General features: G+C 35.7%; 11 protein-coding genes. All 11 read right to left on the reverse strand.

Features of this window, described 5'->3' with window-relative positions; genetic code table 11:
• Nucleotides 1-6: 6 nt before the first annotated feature.
• Entirely contained in the window at nucleotides 7-1,173 is a 1,167-nt protein-coding gene (locus ACHRV0_RS07340) for an LLM class flavin-dependent oxidoreductase (RefSeq protein ID WP_395440377.1), read from the reverse strand.
• A gap of 173 nt (nucleotides 1,174-1,346) precedes the next feature.
• Nucleotides 1,347-3,047, reverse strand: coding sequence for an amidohydrolase (locus tag ACHRV0_RS07345; protein WP_395440378.1), 1,701 nt, complete (start codon nucleotides 3,045-3,047; stop codon nucleotides 1,347-1,349).
• Between the two features lie 38 nt (nucleotides 3,048-3,085).
• Complete coding sequence (locus tag ACHRV0_RS07350) at nucleotides 3,086-4,558, reverse strand: RagB/SusD family nutrient uptake outer membrane protein (RefSeq protein ID WP_395440379.1); 1,473 nt, start codon at nucleotides 4,556-4,558, stop codon at nucleotides 3,086-3,088.
• A 34-nt stretch (nucleotides 4,559-4,592) separates the two neighbouring features.
• Nucleotides 4,593-7,778, reverse strand: a complete 3,186-nt coding sequence (locus ACHRV0_RS07355) for a SusC/RagA family TonB-linked outer membrane protein (RefSeq protein WP_395440380.1) — start codon at nucleotides 7,776-7,778, stop codon at nucleotides 4,593-4,595.
• Between the two features lie 772 nt (nucleotides 7,779-8,550).
• Nucleotides 8,551-10,206, reverse strand: coding sequence for an arylsulfatase (locus tag ACHRV0_RS07360; protein ID WP_395440381.1), 1,656 nt, complete (start codon nucleotides 10,204-10,206; stop codon nucleotides 8,551-8,553).
• A 213-nt stretch (nucleotides 10,207-10,419) separates the two neighbouring features.
• Complete coding sequence (locus ACHRV0_RS07365) at nucleotides 10,420-11,682, reverse strand: YeiH family protein (RefSeq protein ID WP_395440382.1); 1,263 nt, start codon at nucleotides 11,680-11,682, stop codon at nucleotides 10,420-10,422.
• A 123-nt stretch (nucleotides 11,683-11,805) separates the two neighbouring features.
• On the reverse strand, nucleotides 11,806-13,425 hold the full coding sequence (locus ACHRV0_RS07370; protein WP_395440383.1) for a sulfatase-like hydrolase/transferase: 1,620 nt from the start codon (nucleotides 13,423-13,425) through the stop codon (nucleotides 11,806-11,808).
• A gap of 190 nt (nucleotides 13,426-13,615) precedes the next feature.
• Nucleotides 13,616-14,332: a thioredoxin domain-containing protein gene (locus ACHRV0_RS07375; protein WP_395440384.1), complete on the reverse strand. Its 717-nt coding sequence runs from the start codon at nucleotides 14,330-14,332 to the stop codon at nucleotides 13,616-13,618.
• Between the two features lie 69 nt (nucleotides 14,333-14,401).
• Complete coding sequence (locus tag ACHRV0_RS07380) at nucleotides 14,402-15,466, reverse strand: sterol desaturase family protein (RefSeq protein ID WP_332575040.1); 1,065 nt, start codon at nucleotides 15,464-15,466, stop codon at nucleotides 14,402-14,404.
• A 197-nt stretch (nucleotides 15,467-15,663) separates the two neighbouring features.
• Nucleotides 15,664-17,589, reverse strand: coding sequence for an arylsulfatase (locus ACHRV0_RS07385; RefSeq protein WP_395440385.1), 1,926 nt, complete (start codon nucleotides 17,587-17,589; stop codon nucleotides 15,664-15,666).
• 29 nt (nucleotides 17,590-17,618) lie between these two features.
• Nucleotides 17,619-19,091: a RagB/SusD family nutrient uptake outer membrane protein gene (locus tag ACHRV0_RS07390; protein WP_129024806.1), complete on the reverse strand. Its 1,473-nt coding sequence runs from the start codon at nucleotides 19,089-19,091 to the stop codon at nucleotides 17,619-17,621.
• Between the last annotated feature and the right edge of the window lie 11 nt (nucleotides 19,092-19,102).

A 19,102-nucleotide genomic window follows, 5' to 3' on the forward strand; every position in this document is an offset into this window, starting at 1 on the left:
TTATAACTAAACCAATTCAGCATTGGTTAAAGGTGTTGTAGGTGTTTCTTGCGGAATTCTTCCTTGTAAATGCGGTAAAGAGGCATTTGGTAAACGGGGTAAAACTAGTTTTGCAAAATAGTTAGCTTCTTCAATCAAAGGAAATCCTGAGAAAATGAAAGAACGAAAACCCATATCCATATAGCGATTTAGTTTTTCTATAATTTGATCAGCACTTCCAACTAAACCGCTTCCGCAGCCAGAAAAAACTTTACCAATATCTGTCCATAAAATATCCTCTACATAACCATCGTCATCAGCAGTTTCTCTTAATTCGTCTTGTTTTAAAACACCTAATGAACGTGAATCTTCACCACGGCTTCTAATTTCTAAACCTCGTTTTTCGTCAAACTTTGAAATCAGTTTTTTGGCGTAAGCTCTTGCTTCTTCTTGTGTTTCACGAACAATTACATGTATTCTTAATCCAAAATCAATAGTTCTTCCTTCGGCAGCAGCGCGTTCGCTCATTTCCTTAAGAGTGGCATACATCGATTCTTCAGATTCCGGCCAAGTCAAAAACACATCGCAATGTTTGGCGCAAACAGCTCTGGAACCAGGTGAAGTTCCTCCAAAATACAATAACGGACCACCGTTTTGCTGATACGATTTTACAGGATCAGAAGGCAGATCAAACTGATAAATTTCGCCTTTGTGAGAGATTCGGTCTTGCGTCCAGCCTTGCTGTAAAATCTGAATTACTTCAGAACATCTTTGGTATCTTACATTCGGATCTTCGCGTGTTCCGGGTAAATCAGAATTAATGATATTCAAAATCAGTCTTCCTTTCAGCATATGATCCAGCGAAGAAATGGCTCGCGCTAACATGGGCGGATGTACTTCGCCGGTACGAATTGCTAGCAAAAATGCAATCTTGTTGGTTTCGGGCGCAACACTTGCCGCAAAAGCCAATCCGTCTTGACCGACAGTATAAGCAGATGGATATAAAATATTGCTGAAACCTAATTTTTCAGCTTCCAGCGTAATGTCACGGCAATGCTCGTAGCTGCTGCGACGATCATTGTCTAAAATGCCTAAATATTCTGTATCGCCGCCAATAATATCATTAAACCAAGAAATCTCTGCGACTCTTTCGGGTGTTCTAATGGCGACAGTTTCAATTTTTCCCTCAATCATTTTTTTTCTTCTTTTTTAAGCTCTTTTTTATTTTTGTATTCTTTTTATCTTGTGAGTTTATTGTATCAGTTTCACTAAACCAGAAAAATTCAGAAGACTTTTTTGGTGTTCTCATTGATACAGCTGGTGCAGGATTAATGTTGATGAGATTCATTTTTTTAAGTTTTAAATGGTTATTTTTTAAAAACTGTTTTTCCTTCTTTAATCGTTTCCAAAACAATTATGTCTTTTATTTTAGAAGGTTCAACTTTAGTTAAATCATCAGAAAGAACCACTAAATCAGCTAGTTTTCCAGTTTCTATAGAACCTTTGCTGTTTTCTTCAAAATATTGATATGCTCCGTTTATGGTAATAGCGCGTAAACCTTCGATAGGAGTAAGGCGTTCGTCAGGACCAATAACTTGTCCAGAACGTGATTTTCTTTCTACAGATGTCCACAGCAAAAACAATTGGTTTAGCGGTGTAACAGGATAATCAGTATGGTTTGTAGCTACAACTCCTTTTTTAATAGCTGTTTTTAAAGGGCTTAAGAAGTTTGCTCTTTCTGGACCTAAGTTGCGAACGTGTACGTCTCCCCAAAAAAAGGCGTGATTACTAAATAAAGCGGCAATTATACCCAGTTTTTTGTAGCCGTCTAATTGATCTGGTCGTACAAATTGTGAGTGAATAGTTACGGGTCTGCGATCGTTACTGTTTGTATTTAAAGATTTATTAGCATTTTCGATTGCTTTTAAATACATATCGATGGTCGCATCTCCGTTGCAATGCACAAACGGACGAACATTGTTTTGAAAAGCTTTAATTACAAGGTCATTAAATTGATCTTGTGTAATGTTTGGGAAACCTGTACATTGATCATGATTACAACCTGGTACTTCTACTAAATATGATTTACTAAAAAAAGCTGTTTTACCTTGTGGAGAACCATCGGCAATCATTTTTGTTCCTGCTAGTTTTAAGTGATTTTTCAGTATACCAAATTTAAACTCAGGATTTTCTAGTACTTTTTCTAAAGTTGGATAGCCAGGTAATGCTTCAATATCAATAAACAAAGCATTTTTTTCGGCTGCTTTATGCAATAATTGCAGTGACTCATAACTTGTATATCCATCCTGAGCTGTGGTAATACCATTGCTTGCATAAAATAATTGCTGTTCATTTAAACTTTTTATCTGCTCTTCTAAAGATGGTGTTGGTTTTGCAGGTCTTTTTAATAATCTACTGGCATTTTCTTGTAATAAACCTGTAGGTTCATTTGTGCCTTTTTTTCTTTCGATGGCACCGCCGGCTGGGTTTGGAGTACTTGCATCGATTCCTGAAATTTTTAAAGCATAAGAATTTGAAACAGACATATGCCCGTTGATGTTCGTAATCGTTACGGGATTATTAGGAAATGCAGCATCAAGATCTTCTTTATTAGGATGTCTTTTTTCTTCTAATTGGTCTTGATCGTATCCGTAAGCATCAATCCATTCGCCTGGAGCGATATTTTTTTGCTTCTGAAAATCCTGAATACGACTTACCAAATCGGCAATGTTTTTAACTGTACCCATTGGCGGTGAACCTACATTTACAGTAGTCGATCTTGATAATCCCATAAAATGGCTGTGTCCGTCAATAAATCCGGGAACCACAGTTTTGCCTTTTAAGTCAACAACAATTGTTTTTTTGTCTTTTAGTTTTTCAATTGCGCTATTGCTGCCAACTGCCAGAATTTTTCCATTACTTACTGCAACGGCTTGTGCTGTGCTGTTTTTGGCATCAACAGTAATTATATTTCCATTGATAAAAACCTTATCAGCTGTATTTTTTTGTTGAGCGGTAATAATCGTCGAAGCGAAGATTACAGCCAGATATTTAAAATTATTTTTCATTTCGTTATTTTTTTATTGATATTTTCTAAAGTGTTTTTTTATCTTGGAGCCAGTTTGTTATAAGCCAATTCATTACTAGGAATTGCCCAAACATAATTGCCTGCTGTTGGCAGCACTTCTGGAGCTACACCTGCATTTCCTGTTTTTCCTGGAAGAGTCTGCACGCGTCGCAATAAGTCTGGTGTACGGAATCCTTCGCCAACTAATTCTATTCTTCTTTCCGTTAAAATAGTGGCAATCAATTCGTCTTTTGTCGCAACACCAGTTGTAAAAACATAGGCGGCATCAGAACGATTTCGTACAGCAGATAATAAAGTTCTAGCCAAAGGAAGATTGTTATTCTGCGCAGCGGCTTCGGCATAGTTTAATATGATTTCGGCGTATCTAATAACCGGTACAAAATCAGTAAAAGGAGCGCTGTTTTTCTTGAATTTGTTTAGCAGTTTCTGACCAGTTGAATTGGTAATTACTAAAGCTTTTCTAGCATCTGTTGAGGTTGGCGAAGCAAAAACATCATTTGCAATAATTCCAGCACTATTAAAATAAAGAACTGGAGTTAAATAATTTGGTCCTAGAGCACTTTGTAAACCTGGTGCTTCTGCGGCAGTTGTAAACGGAATGGTAAATATCGCTTCGCTGCCTACATAAAGACCTCCAAAAACAGTTGCAATATTGGGCTCTAAACGATGTGTTAAACTTCCTGATACATATTGAAAAGGTGCCGACTGCGGTACAATCTTACTTGCTTCTGAAACTACTTTTGCATAATCACCTTTACTCAAATAGGCTCTTGTTTTTAAGGCAATCGCTGTGGCTTTATGTGCTCGCGAAGCGTTAAGAATTGCAGTTGAATAACTTTCTGGCAAATCAGCTTCGGCTTCGTCAAGATCTTTTACTATTTGAGTGTAAACATCGGCAACCGAGCTAAAAGCGAAGTCATTAAGTCCGCCAGATGTGTTTCCTTTTAAGCGCAGCGGAAGCGCTGGCGCAGCACTATTTTGAGCGTAAGGTTTTGCATAAGTCTGCACTAAACTTAAGTACGAAATGGCTCTGATAAACTTGGCTTCGGCAATATAATTTTTGCGTAAATCGTCGGTAACAACAGTTGTGTTTGCTAAATTATCGATTAGAATATTCGAAAAATTGATCGCCGTATAAGCAACGCTCCAAACGGAGTTTACAAAATCTCCAGATGAGGTTATAGACTGATTCCAAACATTGGCACCAGTTGAGTTATTTCCGTCATTTTGGCTAAATTCATTTCCTCGCTGTTCATTAAAAATAATGAATCGGCCGCCGTACAATGACGGATTACTGAATTGTGCATAAAGTCCATTTACTTGTGCTAAAATCTTGGCTGGTGTACTAAAAGCGGTCTCGGTAGAAATGCTTGTTTCTGGCACCGTATCTAAAGAATCATCACTGCATCCTGCCAATAATAGGGCTATAAATGGAGTAATAATAAAGGCTTTTGTGATGCTTTTTCTATAATTTTTATAATTGAAATTCATGATGTTTTTATTTAATGGTATAATTAATTAGCGCCTAGAAACCTACATTAAGACCTAATGTAAATACAGATGAGTTAGCTGGCACGTTTTGATCTTTTCCAGAATTAATTGAATTTCCGTTTATTGAAATCTCAGGATCTGAACCTCTGTATTTAGTCCAAGTCAATAAATTTGATCCCTGAGCATATACTTTTGCCGATGAGATGTATTTATTAATCAATTCATTTTTAACTGGAATTCTGTAACTTAAAATGATGTTTTTAAGTTTTAAATACGATCCGTCTTCAACATAAGCTGAGTTGCTTGATGAGAAACCTCCAGAAAAACTATCGCCATACACTAATTTTGGAACATCGGTAACTTGTCCCGGTGTTGTCCAACGGTCTTTTATGAAAGTTCCGTTGTTAAAAAAGCGCTGATCTGATAAAGTAGATCTTGTACCGTTGTACAATTTGTTTCCTCCAGAAAAAGTAAGTCCAATCGTTAAATCGAAATTTCGATAAGATAGATTATTGTTCAAACCACCATAATAAGTTGGTAAGGAGGGGCCTTGAATACGTCCGTCACGATAGTTGTCGATGGCAGGAGCTGCAGTACCGTTTAAATAGGTAAAAGCTTTTGTAAGTGCATTGTATTGCACCTCTTCGTTATTTGCATTTACATAAACTCGGTTTCCGTTTTCAGGATTTACGCCAGTTGTTGGAACCGCAAAAATTGAACCTACCGAATAACCTTCTCTAGTAATATTCTGGATTCCGAAAGTGCTCAAAGCTGTTGGATAAATATCACCGTATCCTCCAAGAGAAGTAACTTTGTTTTTGATCGTAGATAAATTCAAACTCGCATTCCACTGAAAATCATTATCATCAATAATATTTGCATTCACAGTAAGCTCAAAACCTTTATTGTAAAGAGAACCTACGTTTGCAGCAATAGAGTTATTTGGGATTCCTTGTGATAACGCTTGAGGAGCATTTAAAATTAAATCGTTGATATTGTTTTTGTAATAATCTGCTTCAATAGTAATTCGATTATTGAATAAAGCCAAATTAACTCCAAAATCAAACTTTTTGCTGGTTTCCCACTTTAAGTTAGAATTTCCAGATTGAGAGAAGTTAAGAGTAGGTACTCCTGCATAAGTTCCTGCTGTATATTGCGATAACGAAGCATAATCGTTCAATTCGCTGTTACCCACAATTCCGTAGCTGGCACGCACTTTAAAGGCATTCAGCACTTCTTTGATAGACGAGTTTTTATAAAAATCTTCTTCAGATATATTCCATCCCACCGAAGCACCTCCAAAATTTCCCCATTTATTGCCGCTTGCCAATGCTGATAATCCGTCTCTTCGGAAGTTAAGATTCAGTAAATATTTTTTGTCATAATCGTAAGCAACACTGCTGAAATAAGAAAGCAAAACATTTTCAGTTTGAACCGAAACACCAGGGCTTATAGTTGTAAATCCGCCTTGAAAACTGGTAAAAAATGGATCTGTAAGTCCTGTTTTTATTGCTCCCCATCCATCAATTGTTCTAACATTTTTTTCTTGTCCTAAAAGCGCTTTTAAATTATGTTTTTCGTTAAATACAATAGAGTAGGTAAGTGTATTAGTCCAGTTTGATCTTTGGTATTTTGTGTTCGAATTGGTAGCCGCTCCTTTGGTTGAAAAACCGTCACCGCTGTAAGGATTTCTAAATTCTTTGTTTTCGACAACAAAATTATTAATGCCGTAAACGGTCTTAAATTTTAAGTTTTTAAGGATTTCAAGTTCTGCATAAACATTTCCGATAAAAGTATTGTTCTCAGAAGTATTTTTGTCTAAATCTAAAATCGTCTGTAGGTTGTAAGCATTAAAAACGCCTAATGATGGACTATTTGGACCATATCCAATATTTCCGTTGGCTGGATTTATGTTGTACGAACCATCAGCATTATAAACTGAAACGTTTGATGGCAAAATATAAGTAAGTCTTCCAAGCGGCTGTAATCCTATGTATTGTGTATTAACACTGTTTCCAGATGAAGAAGCAACAGAATTGGGAGTCGAAGAACCGGAGTTTGGTCCTGAATTAAGCGTATTATTATAAGAGAAATTAGTTCCTAGAATAAACGAATTAGTTACTTTTTGCTCAAAGTTTAATCGAATTCCCTGTCTTTTAAATTCGTTAGTTTTCAAAATACCATTTTGATCTGAATAGTTTGCCGATACAAAATAGTTGGTAGAATTTGTCGCGCCAGAAAAACTCAAGTTGTGGTTTTGAGAAACACCTGTATGATAAGCAACATCATACCAATTAGTTTCTTGTGTAGATCCGTCAGCATTTTGTCCTAAAGCAAAACCAGGTGTAAGTCCCGCATTTGTTCTAGCTTCATTTTTGATGGTTACATAATCCTGAGCGTTTAAAAGTTTTGGTAAATTATTGGCTTTGTTCCAGCTTACCCAAACATCATAATTGATATTTACTTTTCCTTTTTTTCCTTTTTTAGTAGTAATTACAATAACTCCATTTGCTGCACGTGAACCATAAACTGCCGCCGCCGATGCGTCTTTTAAAACATCGATAGATTCAATATCATTCGGATTAATATCTGATAATGGATTATTGCCAATTGCTCCGCCTGCAGTTCCTGTAAATACGGTTACTCCATCAACAATAATAAGCGGATATAACGAACTGGTGATAGAGTTTATTCCTCGAATTCTAATAACTGGAGTATTGTTTAACGAACCGCTTGGCTGTACAATATTTAGTCCTGATGCCTGACCGCCCAATAATTGGTCAAAACTTTGTGCAGGACGATTTGCTATTTGTTTAGCATCGATTTTTGCAGTAGAACCTGTAAAGGTTTTTTTTGCCGAAGTTCCGTATCCTACAACAACAATTTCGTCTAATTTTTCTACCTGTTCAGTCAGTTTTATTACAATTGGACTTCCGTCTACTACAACTTCTTTAGGAAGATATCCGATATAGCTGATTTGTAATGTGTAAGGAAATTTTTGACCTGTTTGAAAATAGAATTTTCCGTCTAAATCTGTTTCTACGCCGTGAGTGGTTCCTTTAATGTTTACAGAAGCACCTATAACAGGCTGATTGGTTATTTGATCGACTATGGTTCCATTTAGTTTAGATTGAATTGTAGGCTCTGTGTTTTGAGCTTTAATTCCAACTGAGATAAACAAAATGCTAATCCATAAAATAAGTTTTGTACTTTTTTTCATTCTTGGTAATAGGTTTTTGTAATTAAAAAATGCACAAAGAGGTTCGTTTAAACCCTTGTCTACATTGTTTTATTTTAGTGATAAATATTCTTTAATTCCGTCTCATTTCTGTTGCCGCAGAAACGTATTTACGTGTAGTTGAAATGGTTGTTTTTTGTCATGTTTGTTGGTGTTAGTTATTATTTTGATGATTTATGGTTATGATACAGCAATCCTTATTGATGCAAAAAAATATTGAATCAAAACGATTAAATAATGTCAGTAAGAAACCTAAGGCTTTAAGAAAATTGTTTTTAAGGTTTTGTGGAAAAAACAATTAAAAACGAAATGTTTATGAAGAATTAACAACAGAAGCACATATAACGAAAAGTGTTATAGGTATACTTTTTAGGAAGAATAAAAGATGATATGCTAACGGTTGTTTTCAAAATACAGTTGTTTATAGTTTTAAACTCTACTAATTCTATAGACAAAGTTAAATTTAATATAATAAAAACCAAAAGTTTTTTAAATTTTATTTAAATATTTAGAAAACAGATACTTATAAAATGATAAGGGTTTGTGTTTAATTATCTGATTTATAGGTTTTTAAAAATAAAATATTTAAAATAAAAAAAGACAAAAAAATAAGTTTGGGAGATCTTTTTTTACTTATTTTTCTGTCTTTTAATGTTTTATGAAATGCGAAAATTGCTATTCTGATCTTTAAATTAATTAATAAAAGTTCTATGTGCTGGAAAAACTAGACGCAAGCTGTTCTTAATTTTAAAAATCATTTTTTCAAAGCTGCACCGCCAGGCATAACTTCTGTTTTTAATTTAAACTTACTGTATTCAACAACACCTGTTTTATCGGCCCAGTCAAAATATTTTGCGGAAAGATCATTTACAATTCCGGGGTTTTGTTGTGCTACATTATTTGTTTCGCCGCGATCTGTTTCAAGGTCATAAAGTTCCCATTGATAGGCAGGATATGTCGAAACCAGTTTCCATTTTCCGTCTCTTACCGCTCTGTTTCCAGCTCTTTCCCAAAATAATGGAGCACCGCGATTTACTTCAGAAACATTGTCGAACAAAACGGGCAGCAAACTTTTCCCCGCTAACGGATTTGAGTTGACGCCATTGTATTCTGTTGGATAAGTAATCCCAGCCAATTCATAAAAAGTAGGAGCAAGGTCAATAATATGTCCTGTTCCTTTATCGATTCGTCCCGCTTTTATTTTTGATGGATACCAAGCGATAAACGGCGAACTAAAACCGCCTTCATGCATATTGTTTTTATACTGCTGTAGTGGTGTGTTCGACAAGTAAGCCCAGTTTTGCTCTTGATAATCAAACGATCCAGAAGTTCCAACCGGCCCGTCATTTCGAACTAAACCTCGCCCTAACGGATTGTAAGTATTAAAACCGCCTTGCGCACCATTGTCTGAAATGAAAATAATTAGAGTGTTTTTATCCTTTTTTAAAGCTTTTAACTTATTTAAAACTTTTCCAACATTTTGATCCATGTTGTCAACCATAGCAGCGTAAACCTCCATTTTTGCTTTCCAAAATTGTTTTTCATCATACGACAATTTACTCCATTCAGGAACTTCTGGATCTCTAGGAGCAACGGTTTGATTGGCAGGTAAAATTCCGTTTGCTTTAAGTTTTTCAATTCTTTTTTCTCTTAAAACATCCCAGCCCTCGTCAAATTTTCCTCTGTATTTGGCAATATCAACCGGTTTTGCCTGTAAAGGCCAATGTGGAGCTGTAAAAGCGAGATATAAAAAGAAGGGTTTGTTCTCTTTGTTTTGCTCATCAAGAAAAGTGACAGCATTATTTCCTATTTCATCTGTAAAATAATACGAATCATCTTTTGGATGTAATTCTTCATTATTGCGAATCAATTTTACAGGATATGGCGTTTTTCCAAATGGCAGCGGTTTGGTATCAAAATAGTTTGAAGCACCTTTTAAAATACCATAAAATTTATCAAAACCTCTTTGGTTTGGCCATTGCGATTGATCTTCAGATCCTACGTGCCATTTTCCAGAAAGTAAAGTGCTATAACCGCCGGAACGAAAAACCTCTCCTAAAGTCAATGATTCTTTATTTAAATAACCTTGGTAAGCAGGAAGTCCTAAATTGACATCAAAAAATCCCATTCCGGCTTTGTGCTGATATTGTCCCGTAAGTAACGAACCACGCGTTGGCGCGCAAATCGAGTTATTGTAAAATTCGCGTAAACGCAAACCTTCGCTGGCGAGTTTATCCAGATTGGGTGTTTTAATTTCAGAACCATAATTTCCTAAATCAGAATAGCCCATATCATCAACCATTATTAAAATAATATTGGGTTTTGTAGCTTCTTGAGTTGTTTTGTTTTGTGCCGAAACTAAAGCTGCTGCGACGAACAGCAGGTTTAATGTAATAATTGTTTTTTTCATTTGAGTTGATATTTTAATGCATTGGAAATGGCAGGTGAAACTTTGATAATGTTTAAATTCATGTTAGTTAGTTCATTCTGTTAGGCTTGGCGATGACAATAATGGATATTATTTTTATTATTGGCTATATGTTTTATTTTGAGTGAAACGACTTTTATAAACAATCCAAACTATGTTTCTATGTGTTTAAAAAAATAGGTATTTAGGGTTAAATCATTTACTAAACAGTAAAAAGGCAATAAGCAGCGTAATAATAATATTGAATAATTGTGCTATCAAAAAGGCATATAAAGGTTTTCGGCTGTTGTTGTTTAATAAATCTTTAAAATTGGTTTCGAGACCAATACTTGTAAAAGCTAGGGCAAACCAAATTCCCTGCAGATTTTTTAAACTGTCTTTTACTTCATCTCTAGTTTCGGCCGTAAGCAGGAAAGAAAAAAGTAAAGACGCTGCAATAAAGCCAATTACGAATTTAGGAAAACGTTCCCAGATTACTTTTAATGTTGGTTTAGATGCTGCAGCTTCAGCCGAAGAATTATGCGAATAAGTCCAATATACAGAGATTGCAAAAGCAGCGATTCCTAATAATACGTTTTGAGAGAATTTTACAATAGTGCTGATTTTTAGAGCGGTTTCGCCAACTAATGATCCCGAAGCGACAACTGCGCCCGAGGTGTCGATGCTTCCGCCCAGCCATGCTCCCGTAACTTCTTCGGGAAAATTGAAATATTTGGCAATTATGGGCATAAAAATCATCATTGGAATTGCGGTTACCAATACAATCGAAATGACATAAGAAAGCTTTTTTGAATCGCCTTTGATGGCACCCGAGGTCGCGATCGCTGCAGAAACTCCACAAATCGAGACTGCGCTCGAAATCATCATTGTTAATTCGTCGTCGACTTTTAGTTTTTTACACAGCCAAAAAGCAAAATACCAAACGGATAAAACGACTACTAGAGCCTGAATTAATCCTAAAGAACCTGCTTTTAAAATGTCTGAAAAAATAACGCTGGTTCCTAATAAAACCAATCCAATTTTGACAAATACTTCAGTAGAAAGTGCTGATTTGAACCAATCGGGAAGTTTAAAAAAATTGCTGATGGCTAAACCAATAATTAAACTAAAAATTACGGCTTCGAGATTAAGTCCTTTTACTTCGGTATTTCCAGCAATAATGAGCGCAATAACGGTTAATAGATAAACTATTGGAAATCCTAACAGAAAATGTTTTACTGATTTCCCAATTAAAAATGCTCCAAATGCTCCAATGATAATGAGATATAAAAATTGAAATAAGAGGATTTTGAGATTTGCAGCGTCGAAGACATCAGCGAGTAAATCGGTTTGATTTGACCATTTGAAAACGGGAACTTCGGGTAGAAAAACAAAAAGCGAAAGTCCGATTATTATAAATCCGAGAATAACGACGGTCCAATCTTCGTGAATGGTGAATGTTTTGGTTTGGGTTGACATTGTTTATTTTATTATTCTAACAGATTTTTAAAACCTGTTAGGTATTTATGTGTTATTGATTCTAAACGCTTAACAGGTTTTTAAAACCGGTTAGGACATCTAAATTTTGGTTTTGGTTATAGGTTACAAATCGACAAAGTATTTTTGTTTTCCAAAATCAAATTCGTAATAAGTTAGATTTGGCCATAAAGGTTTTATCAAACCCTTTTCCCAGTTTTGTAAAGCATTTTCTAATTCTTTTACTTTTTGCTGATTTTGCTGAGCGAGATCTTTTGTCTCCGATTTATCTGAAGCAAGATTATAAAGCCATTTTTCATGTGTTTTTCCGCTTATGATCAATTTCCAATCGCCGCTTCTTATGGCTTTTGCATCGCCGGAACGCCAGTATAAATCTTTGTGTGCGATCTTGTTTTCATTTACCGTTTTTACTAAATCAACACCATCATAAACTCGGTCTTTGGGTAAATCTGAATGTATGGCTGCGGCAATCGTGCTAAAAATATCTAATGTGCTTACAGGAGTTTTATAGATTGTGTGCGGTTTGATTTTTCCCTTCCACGAAAGTGCAAACGGAACATTAACTCCGCCTTCAAAATGAGAAAACTTTCCTGCTTTTAATGGGGCGTTTGTAGTGGCAAAAGTATAATCGGCTCCGCCATTATCGCTGGCAAAAAAGATTAGTGTATTATCTTCCAGACCTTCTTTTTTTACTTTTGCTCTAATTCTTCCTATGGCATCATCAAGCGCACTGATCATAGCAAAATAAACACGTTTGTTTTCGTCTTTCACATTTGGGAAACGATCGTAATATTTTTTACGAACTTGAAATGGCGTGTGCGGCGCATTGAACGGAACATAAAGCAAGAAAGGTTTCGTTTTATTTTTATCAATAAAAGCTTCGGCTTCATCTGCAAAAGTTTCTGTTAAATACGCTTTATTATGAACTATTGTAGTATCACGACGAATTTGTCCAATACCAACTCGGCCTTTTCCCCAAATCATTTTATCTGTAAAATCTTTGTGATGATGGTTAATAATATCTGGATTATCATTTTCGGGAGTGTAAAGTGAAAATGCCTGATAAAATCCGTAATGATAATCGAAACCACGATCTAAAGGAAAAAATCCTTTGTTGTGTCCAAGATGCCATTTACCAATAATTGCGGTGCTGTAACCTTGTTTTTTGGCAAGATCGGCAAATGTAATTTCAGATTGTGGTAAACCTTGAGTGGCTATCGAAGCTTCATTTGGATAGTTTATTTTTGCATTTAACCGCCAGTTATTGGTGTTGATTAAATATTTAAAACCATAATATTCTAAGTTGTTTTTAGGATAACGATCTCCGGGTTGATATTCATGTCCAAAACGTTCCTGATAACGCCCAGTTAAAATTCCCGCACGCGAAGGCGAACAAATAGAAGCGGAAACATAACCGTCTTGAAATGTAACTCCTGACGCTGCCAGAGAATCGATATTTGGAGTTGGTGTAGATTTTCCTCCGTACAACGAAATATCATATTTTCCTAAATCATCTGCAAGGAGAATAATGATATTTGGCTTTTTTAAAGTGCTGTCTGCTGGAACTTTTTCAGCTAGAAAGTTTGTTTTTCCTTCAAGCAGTTTTTTGTCTGGTTGTATTAGAGTTCCATCTGTATTGATGGGCCAGAATAAAAAGGCTGCGAAAATAAGAAGCACTATTAAAATGGATAGTATAATCTTGGTTGTTTTTTTATAGGTTGCCATAAGGTTAGTTTTTAATGCTGTTTGAAGTTTGAAAACATTGTTTTTAAACACATAGAAACATAGTATTAGAGTGCTGGAAAAAGGTGTTTCACTTGAAATAAAATGCATAGCATTATGTGAAGAAATCGTGATTTCTTTAAATAATCTTTAAGCTGAATTTTAAATCTATGTTTCTATGTGTTAAAAAATATTATCTAGAAGCTAAAGCCGCATCAACATCGTTTTTCAAATCGGCGGAACCTTCTTTTTTAAATACAATTTTTCCGTTTTTGTATAAAATCAAAGTAGGGAAAACTTTTATTGTTTTTAAGTCGGCAATTACCTGCGGGCTGTCTTCAAGATCGATTTCTACGATTTTTAAAGTATTGCCATATTGTGCTTTAATAGTTTCTAAAACTGGTTTTACTTTTTTGCAGGCACCACAATAAACGGAACCTATATCCACTAAAACATCTTTGTTTTCGGCAATAATTTTTTTGTATTCTGCGAGTGTTAATTTGCTTTTAGAATTAGAAAAGAAAGGTTTTCCGTTACCAATCCAGTTTGCAATTCCGCCTTCTAAACTATAAGCTTCCTTAAAACCTTTTTTTAATAAATCATCAGCGAGCCAAACACTTCTTCCTGCACCAATAGAATAGGTAAATACAGGTTTTGTTTTATCTAGTTTTGCTATTTGTTCAGTATAATCTTTTGATTCCAGATTAAAATTTACGGCGCCAATAATATGATTTAAAGCAAATTCATCAGAACCTCTTGCATCGATTATCTGCGGATTTTTTTCGGCTTTAATTTTTGCATAAAACTGTTCTAACGAAATAGTGTTTGAACTTTTATTTTGTGAAAACCCTATAAAGGTAAAAAGTAATAATAGAGCTACAATGCTGTTTCTTAATGTTTTATTTTTCATAATCAGTAGTTTTAAAAAGTAAGCAGTGTATTCAATTTAAATTTTGAATGCACCGCTTAATTTTTTTTCTTAAGATTGAACTTGTTCTAAAATTGGAGCAGGAGTATCTGCAGCTAAAACAGGTTTTGGTTTTAACGGAACAGATAAAACTCCTTCTGCCAAAGCGCTTCCTTCTTTTTTAGATTTGAATATCGGCCATAAAAACTGTGCATACCATTCTTCTTGTTTATAGGATTTGATTCCGTACGATTTTGGGAATTTTCGGGTAATTAATCCAGTTCCAAAAATGACATCCCAAATGAAAAACATATTCCCAAAGTTTCCTTTAAAATGTCCAATGCCGTCTCCGCTCGTATCTGCATGATGTGCATGATGTGTAGCAGGTGTAGAAATTAATCGTTCTAAAACCCAAGCAATAGGATGAAGCACTTTGTATTTGTAAAGCGGTTTATCCCAAGCAATACTTGAGTGTGCGCCAAGTGTGATAAAACTTTTTATTACTAAGACAAACAAAGCGGGTAATCCTAAACCTAAATAGGTTAAAGTTGCGGTTAAATATATCTGAGAGAAAAACACTGTATAAATGAAGTTTTGTCTAGAAAGCATCGCCATTCCCATATAAGGAGCGGAATGATGTGTTCTATGAAAACGCCACAAAAAAGGTACTTGATGATGAAGTCTGTGGTACCAATACTGCGTTAAATCATCAGCTACGGCAATTAAGAAAAATGCGCCCCAAAACGGAACCCATGATAATGAGTTTTCGAGATTTGGAATTAAAAAAGGTAAAACGGTTAAGCTGAAAAAGGCAATAATAGGAGGTAAAAGTAGTTTTGGAGCCAAGAAAGAAACAATATCAATTTTGCGTTCTTCACCCGTCCATTGATCGTCATATAAACCCGCTGTAAATTCTATAACTCCCAGAACAAGCATGAAAACCGTTAGTCCCCAAGTTCGGATATTGGCGAATGCGGGTTTTGCAAATTCTAGAAATGAAGGTACCGTAAGATGCGATTCCGTTACCGGATTATTACTTAACTTGAAATATAAATATATTGCCAAAACGGGCAATGTGTATAACAAAAGGCTGATGGCTAAATCTCTTGTTAGCTTTGAGTTTTGTACTGCTGCCATGATTTTTTATTTTAAAAATTGATTAATTACTGCCAGTCCTCCGGCTAATATTGCCAGCGGAACTAAAAATAGGATTGTGCCTACGACAATCTTTTTTCCTATAATGATATAATCTACTCGTTTCATGCTGTTTTATTTTTTTGATTTCAAAATTGAATCAGGTCTTTTTGTTTGGTAAAAAGACCTGATTACTATTTTTAATGTGTTGCTCCAGAACCTGATTGCGTTGCTTTTCTAGCAAGTTCCTGCAAGGTTTTGCCTTTGTCTTGACCGTTGTTATGAATTCTGCGGTTAAAAACATCCTGCCAGTCAATCAGCGGATAAAGATTATTTTCTTTTGCCTGCTCATCAAATAGTTTTTTAAGCTCGGCTAATTTTTCTGGATACTTTTTTGCGAGATTATTACGCTCGTTAAAATCTTCGTTCAGATTGTATAATTCCCAAACATCATTGTCGAAATTACTTGGTTCTGGTTTTTCATTTTTGCCTAAAGAACTTTTCAAAGCAAATGAATCTGGTAAATGTGCTGCGGCAGCTTTCCATCCGTCTTTATAAATGGCTCTGTTTCCAAAAATGTAATAATATTGAACTTTGTGCAGCGACTCGGCTTTTGGATTGTCTAAAGAAGCTTGAAATGATGAACCTTGAATAATATCCTGTTTAATTTCACGAATATATTCTGGCGCTTTTATCCCGGCAATGTCTAAAGTTGTTGGAAGCAAATCGGTTACGTGGCTGTATTGATTTCTAATACCGCCTTTGTCTTTAATTCCGTTTGGATAAAATACAATAAGCGGATTACGAGTTCCTCCTTCAGATTGTGCGTCTTGTTTCCAGTTTTTAAAAGGAACATTTGTGGCTTGTGCCCATCCTAATGGATAATTGGTATTTAAACCTTTTGCAGTTCCAATTTCTCCAATATTATTTAAGTTGCTTTGCAGATTTTGCTCATCAGATTTTCCTTGAGAGAATAAACTTTGATTAATTGTACCTTGCAAAGTCCCTTCTTTACTAGCTCCATTATCTCCAATGGCAACAAAAATCAAAGTATTGTCTAATTGGTTGCTTTCTTTTAAATAATTTACAACTCTTCCAATTTCATAATCTGTATAGGTTAAATAACCTGCATATACTTCCATGAATCTAGCATATACTTTCTTTTGATCTGGTGTTAGTTTTTTCCAATCTGTGATTAACGGGTTACGCTCTGGCAAAGCGGCATTTGCAGGAACAACTCCTAGTTTCTTTTGGTTAGCCAATACTTTTTCGCGGTAAGCGTCATAACCTTCATCAAATTTACCTTTGTATGCATCGCTCCATTTTTCAGCAACTTGATGTGGTGCATGAACTGCGCCCGGTGCATAGTATAAAAAGAATGGTTTTCCGGGTGCTGCTTTTTGTTGTTTTTGAATATAACTGATTGCTTTATCCGTAATTAGCTCACTTAAATGGCGTCCGTCAGGTTTAACATGAACCTGATCTTCTACTAAATCGGGATTGTATTGATCGGTTTGCGAACCTAAGAATCCGTAAAAATGTTCGAAACCTTTTCCTGTCGGCCATCTGTCAAATGGTCCAGCATCTGTAGCTTCTTCATCTGGAGTAACGCCATATTTACCAACTGCAAATGTGTTATAACCATTATCGCGTAAAATCTCTGCGATCGTTCCTTTATCAGATGGAATACGTCCGTCCCAGCCTGGGAATCCTGCTGACATTACGGTATGAGAAAAACCGCTTACGTGAACTCTTGCAGAGTTTCTTCCCGTTAATAATGCCGCACGGGTAGGAGCACAAATTGCTGTAGTATGAAAGTTCGTGTAACGCAAACCATTATTAGCCAAATTGTCAAATGTTGGAGTTTGAATTAATCCGCCAAAAGCACTTGACGCTCCAAAACCTACATCGTCTAATAATATCCAAACAATGTTTGGTGCACCTTTTGGAGCTTTTACGGGATCAGACCAATATTCTTTAGACTCGGCTAAAGTTTTGCCAATTACACCTTTAAATTCTGCATTAGGATTTGTTTGGCTAAAGCCGAATTGTGCAATAAGTAATGCAGTAATCAAAAGTCCTTTTTTAGGACTTTTGATTGTGATGTTATTTTTTGAATTTTTCATTTTTACTTCGTTTTTTGGTTATATGTTAATTAGTATCCTGGGTTTTGTGGTAATCCGTCAGGGTTAATGTTTCGCTCGCTTTGTGGAATCGGATAAAGGTTATTTCTTTCTGAAACGGAGTTTTTGGCGGTTACTTTTTTAACTTCTGTAACCAGAGTTCCCCATCGCACTAAATCAAACCAGCGTTGTCCTTCTTGGACAAATTCTTTTTTGCGCTCTTCTTGTATGGCTGCTCTAAAAGTTGTTTGAGTCAAACCTTTTAAATCTACTGCTGCATCAGGAGTAGTTATAGGTTTTCCAAAAGCTCTTCGTCTTACTTGGTTAATTAATTCGTAAGCTTCAGGAGTTGGCGTTCCCTGCTCGTTGATTGCTTCTGCCAGAGATAATAAAATATCGGCATAGCGAATTACAGGAAAGTTGATTGCTACGTTACCCGGAGTTGCCAAATTGGTTAAGTCTAAATACTTTTTGAAAATTGGTTTAGGAAAAGTGTACAAAGTTCCCGTTGCTGGATTAGGAAGTTGTTTGGCATAACTGACATCTCTTCGTGTGTCTCCAACAGCATAAATATCATAGAACAATGCTACATCCGAAATAATATCAGCAGGTTCTGTCGCAGTAAATCCTGTAAAAGATGTGGCTTGAAAAGTACTTCCGCTAGATCCATTTCCTGCTTGATTTGGTTCAAACTGAACAGAGAAAATATGTTCTTTTCCGTTCTTTTTAGTTTTCGTAAAGATGTCTTGAAAACTTTCAAACAATGCATATCCATAACCGCCGTTTATAACTTCTCTAGCTTTTAAAACAGCATTTGGCCAATCTTTTCGAGTTAAATAAACTTTAGCCAAAATAGCTTTTGCGGCTCCAGATGTTGCACGGCCTGCATCGGCAGCTGGATAAGTTGGCGGCAGACTTTCGGCATCTTTTAAATCGGCAATAATTTGTGCATATACTTCTTCAACAGGTTTTCGATTTGCTTTCAAACTTTCTAATTGAATTGAAGTTGGTTCATGCAAAACGATTGGAACTGCGCCCCAAAGACGAACTGCTTGAAAGTATAATAAGGCTCGAATAAATTTAGATTCGTTGATTAATCTCGTTTTAACAACTTCTGAACCTGATACTTTCGAGATGTTATCGATTGAAACATTGGCTCTGTTTATTCCGGCATAAATTTGACGCCAGGCTACTTGAACACGATCTGAAGTGGCATCGTGTGTTAAACTGCTTAATGCTCGAACCTGTGGATTTGTTGCTGAAACTCCTGCAGCAGCATAATCTGAAGCCATATCAGTCAGGAAGTAAAGGTTTCGACCAAATAAACTTTGTTCTCCCGGATCAAGGCTTAAAGAAGCATAAACTGCGGTTACACTTGCAATGGCATCGTCTTGGGTTTTAAAATAGTTGTCTTCGGTTACAAAAGAGGTTGGTGTTACCTCCAGCTCAGTGCACGATACCAGTAGTCCGGCACTTAAAAGGAATGTTATAATAATCTTTTTCATTTTATTTTTTT

This window comes from Flavobacterium sp. FlaQc-30, from assembly GCF_044005885.1.
Lineage (GTDB): Bacteria > Bacteroidota > Bacteroidia > Flavobacteriales > Flavobacteriaceae > Flavobacterium.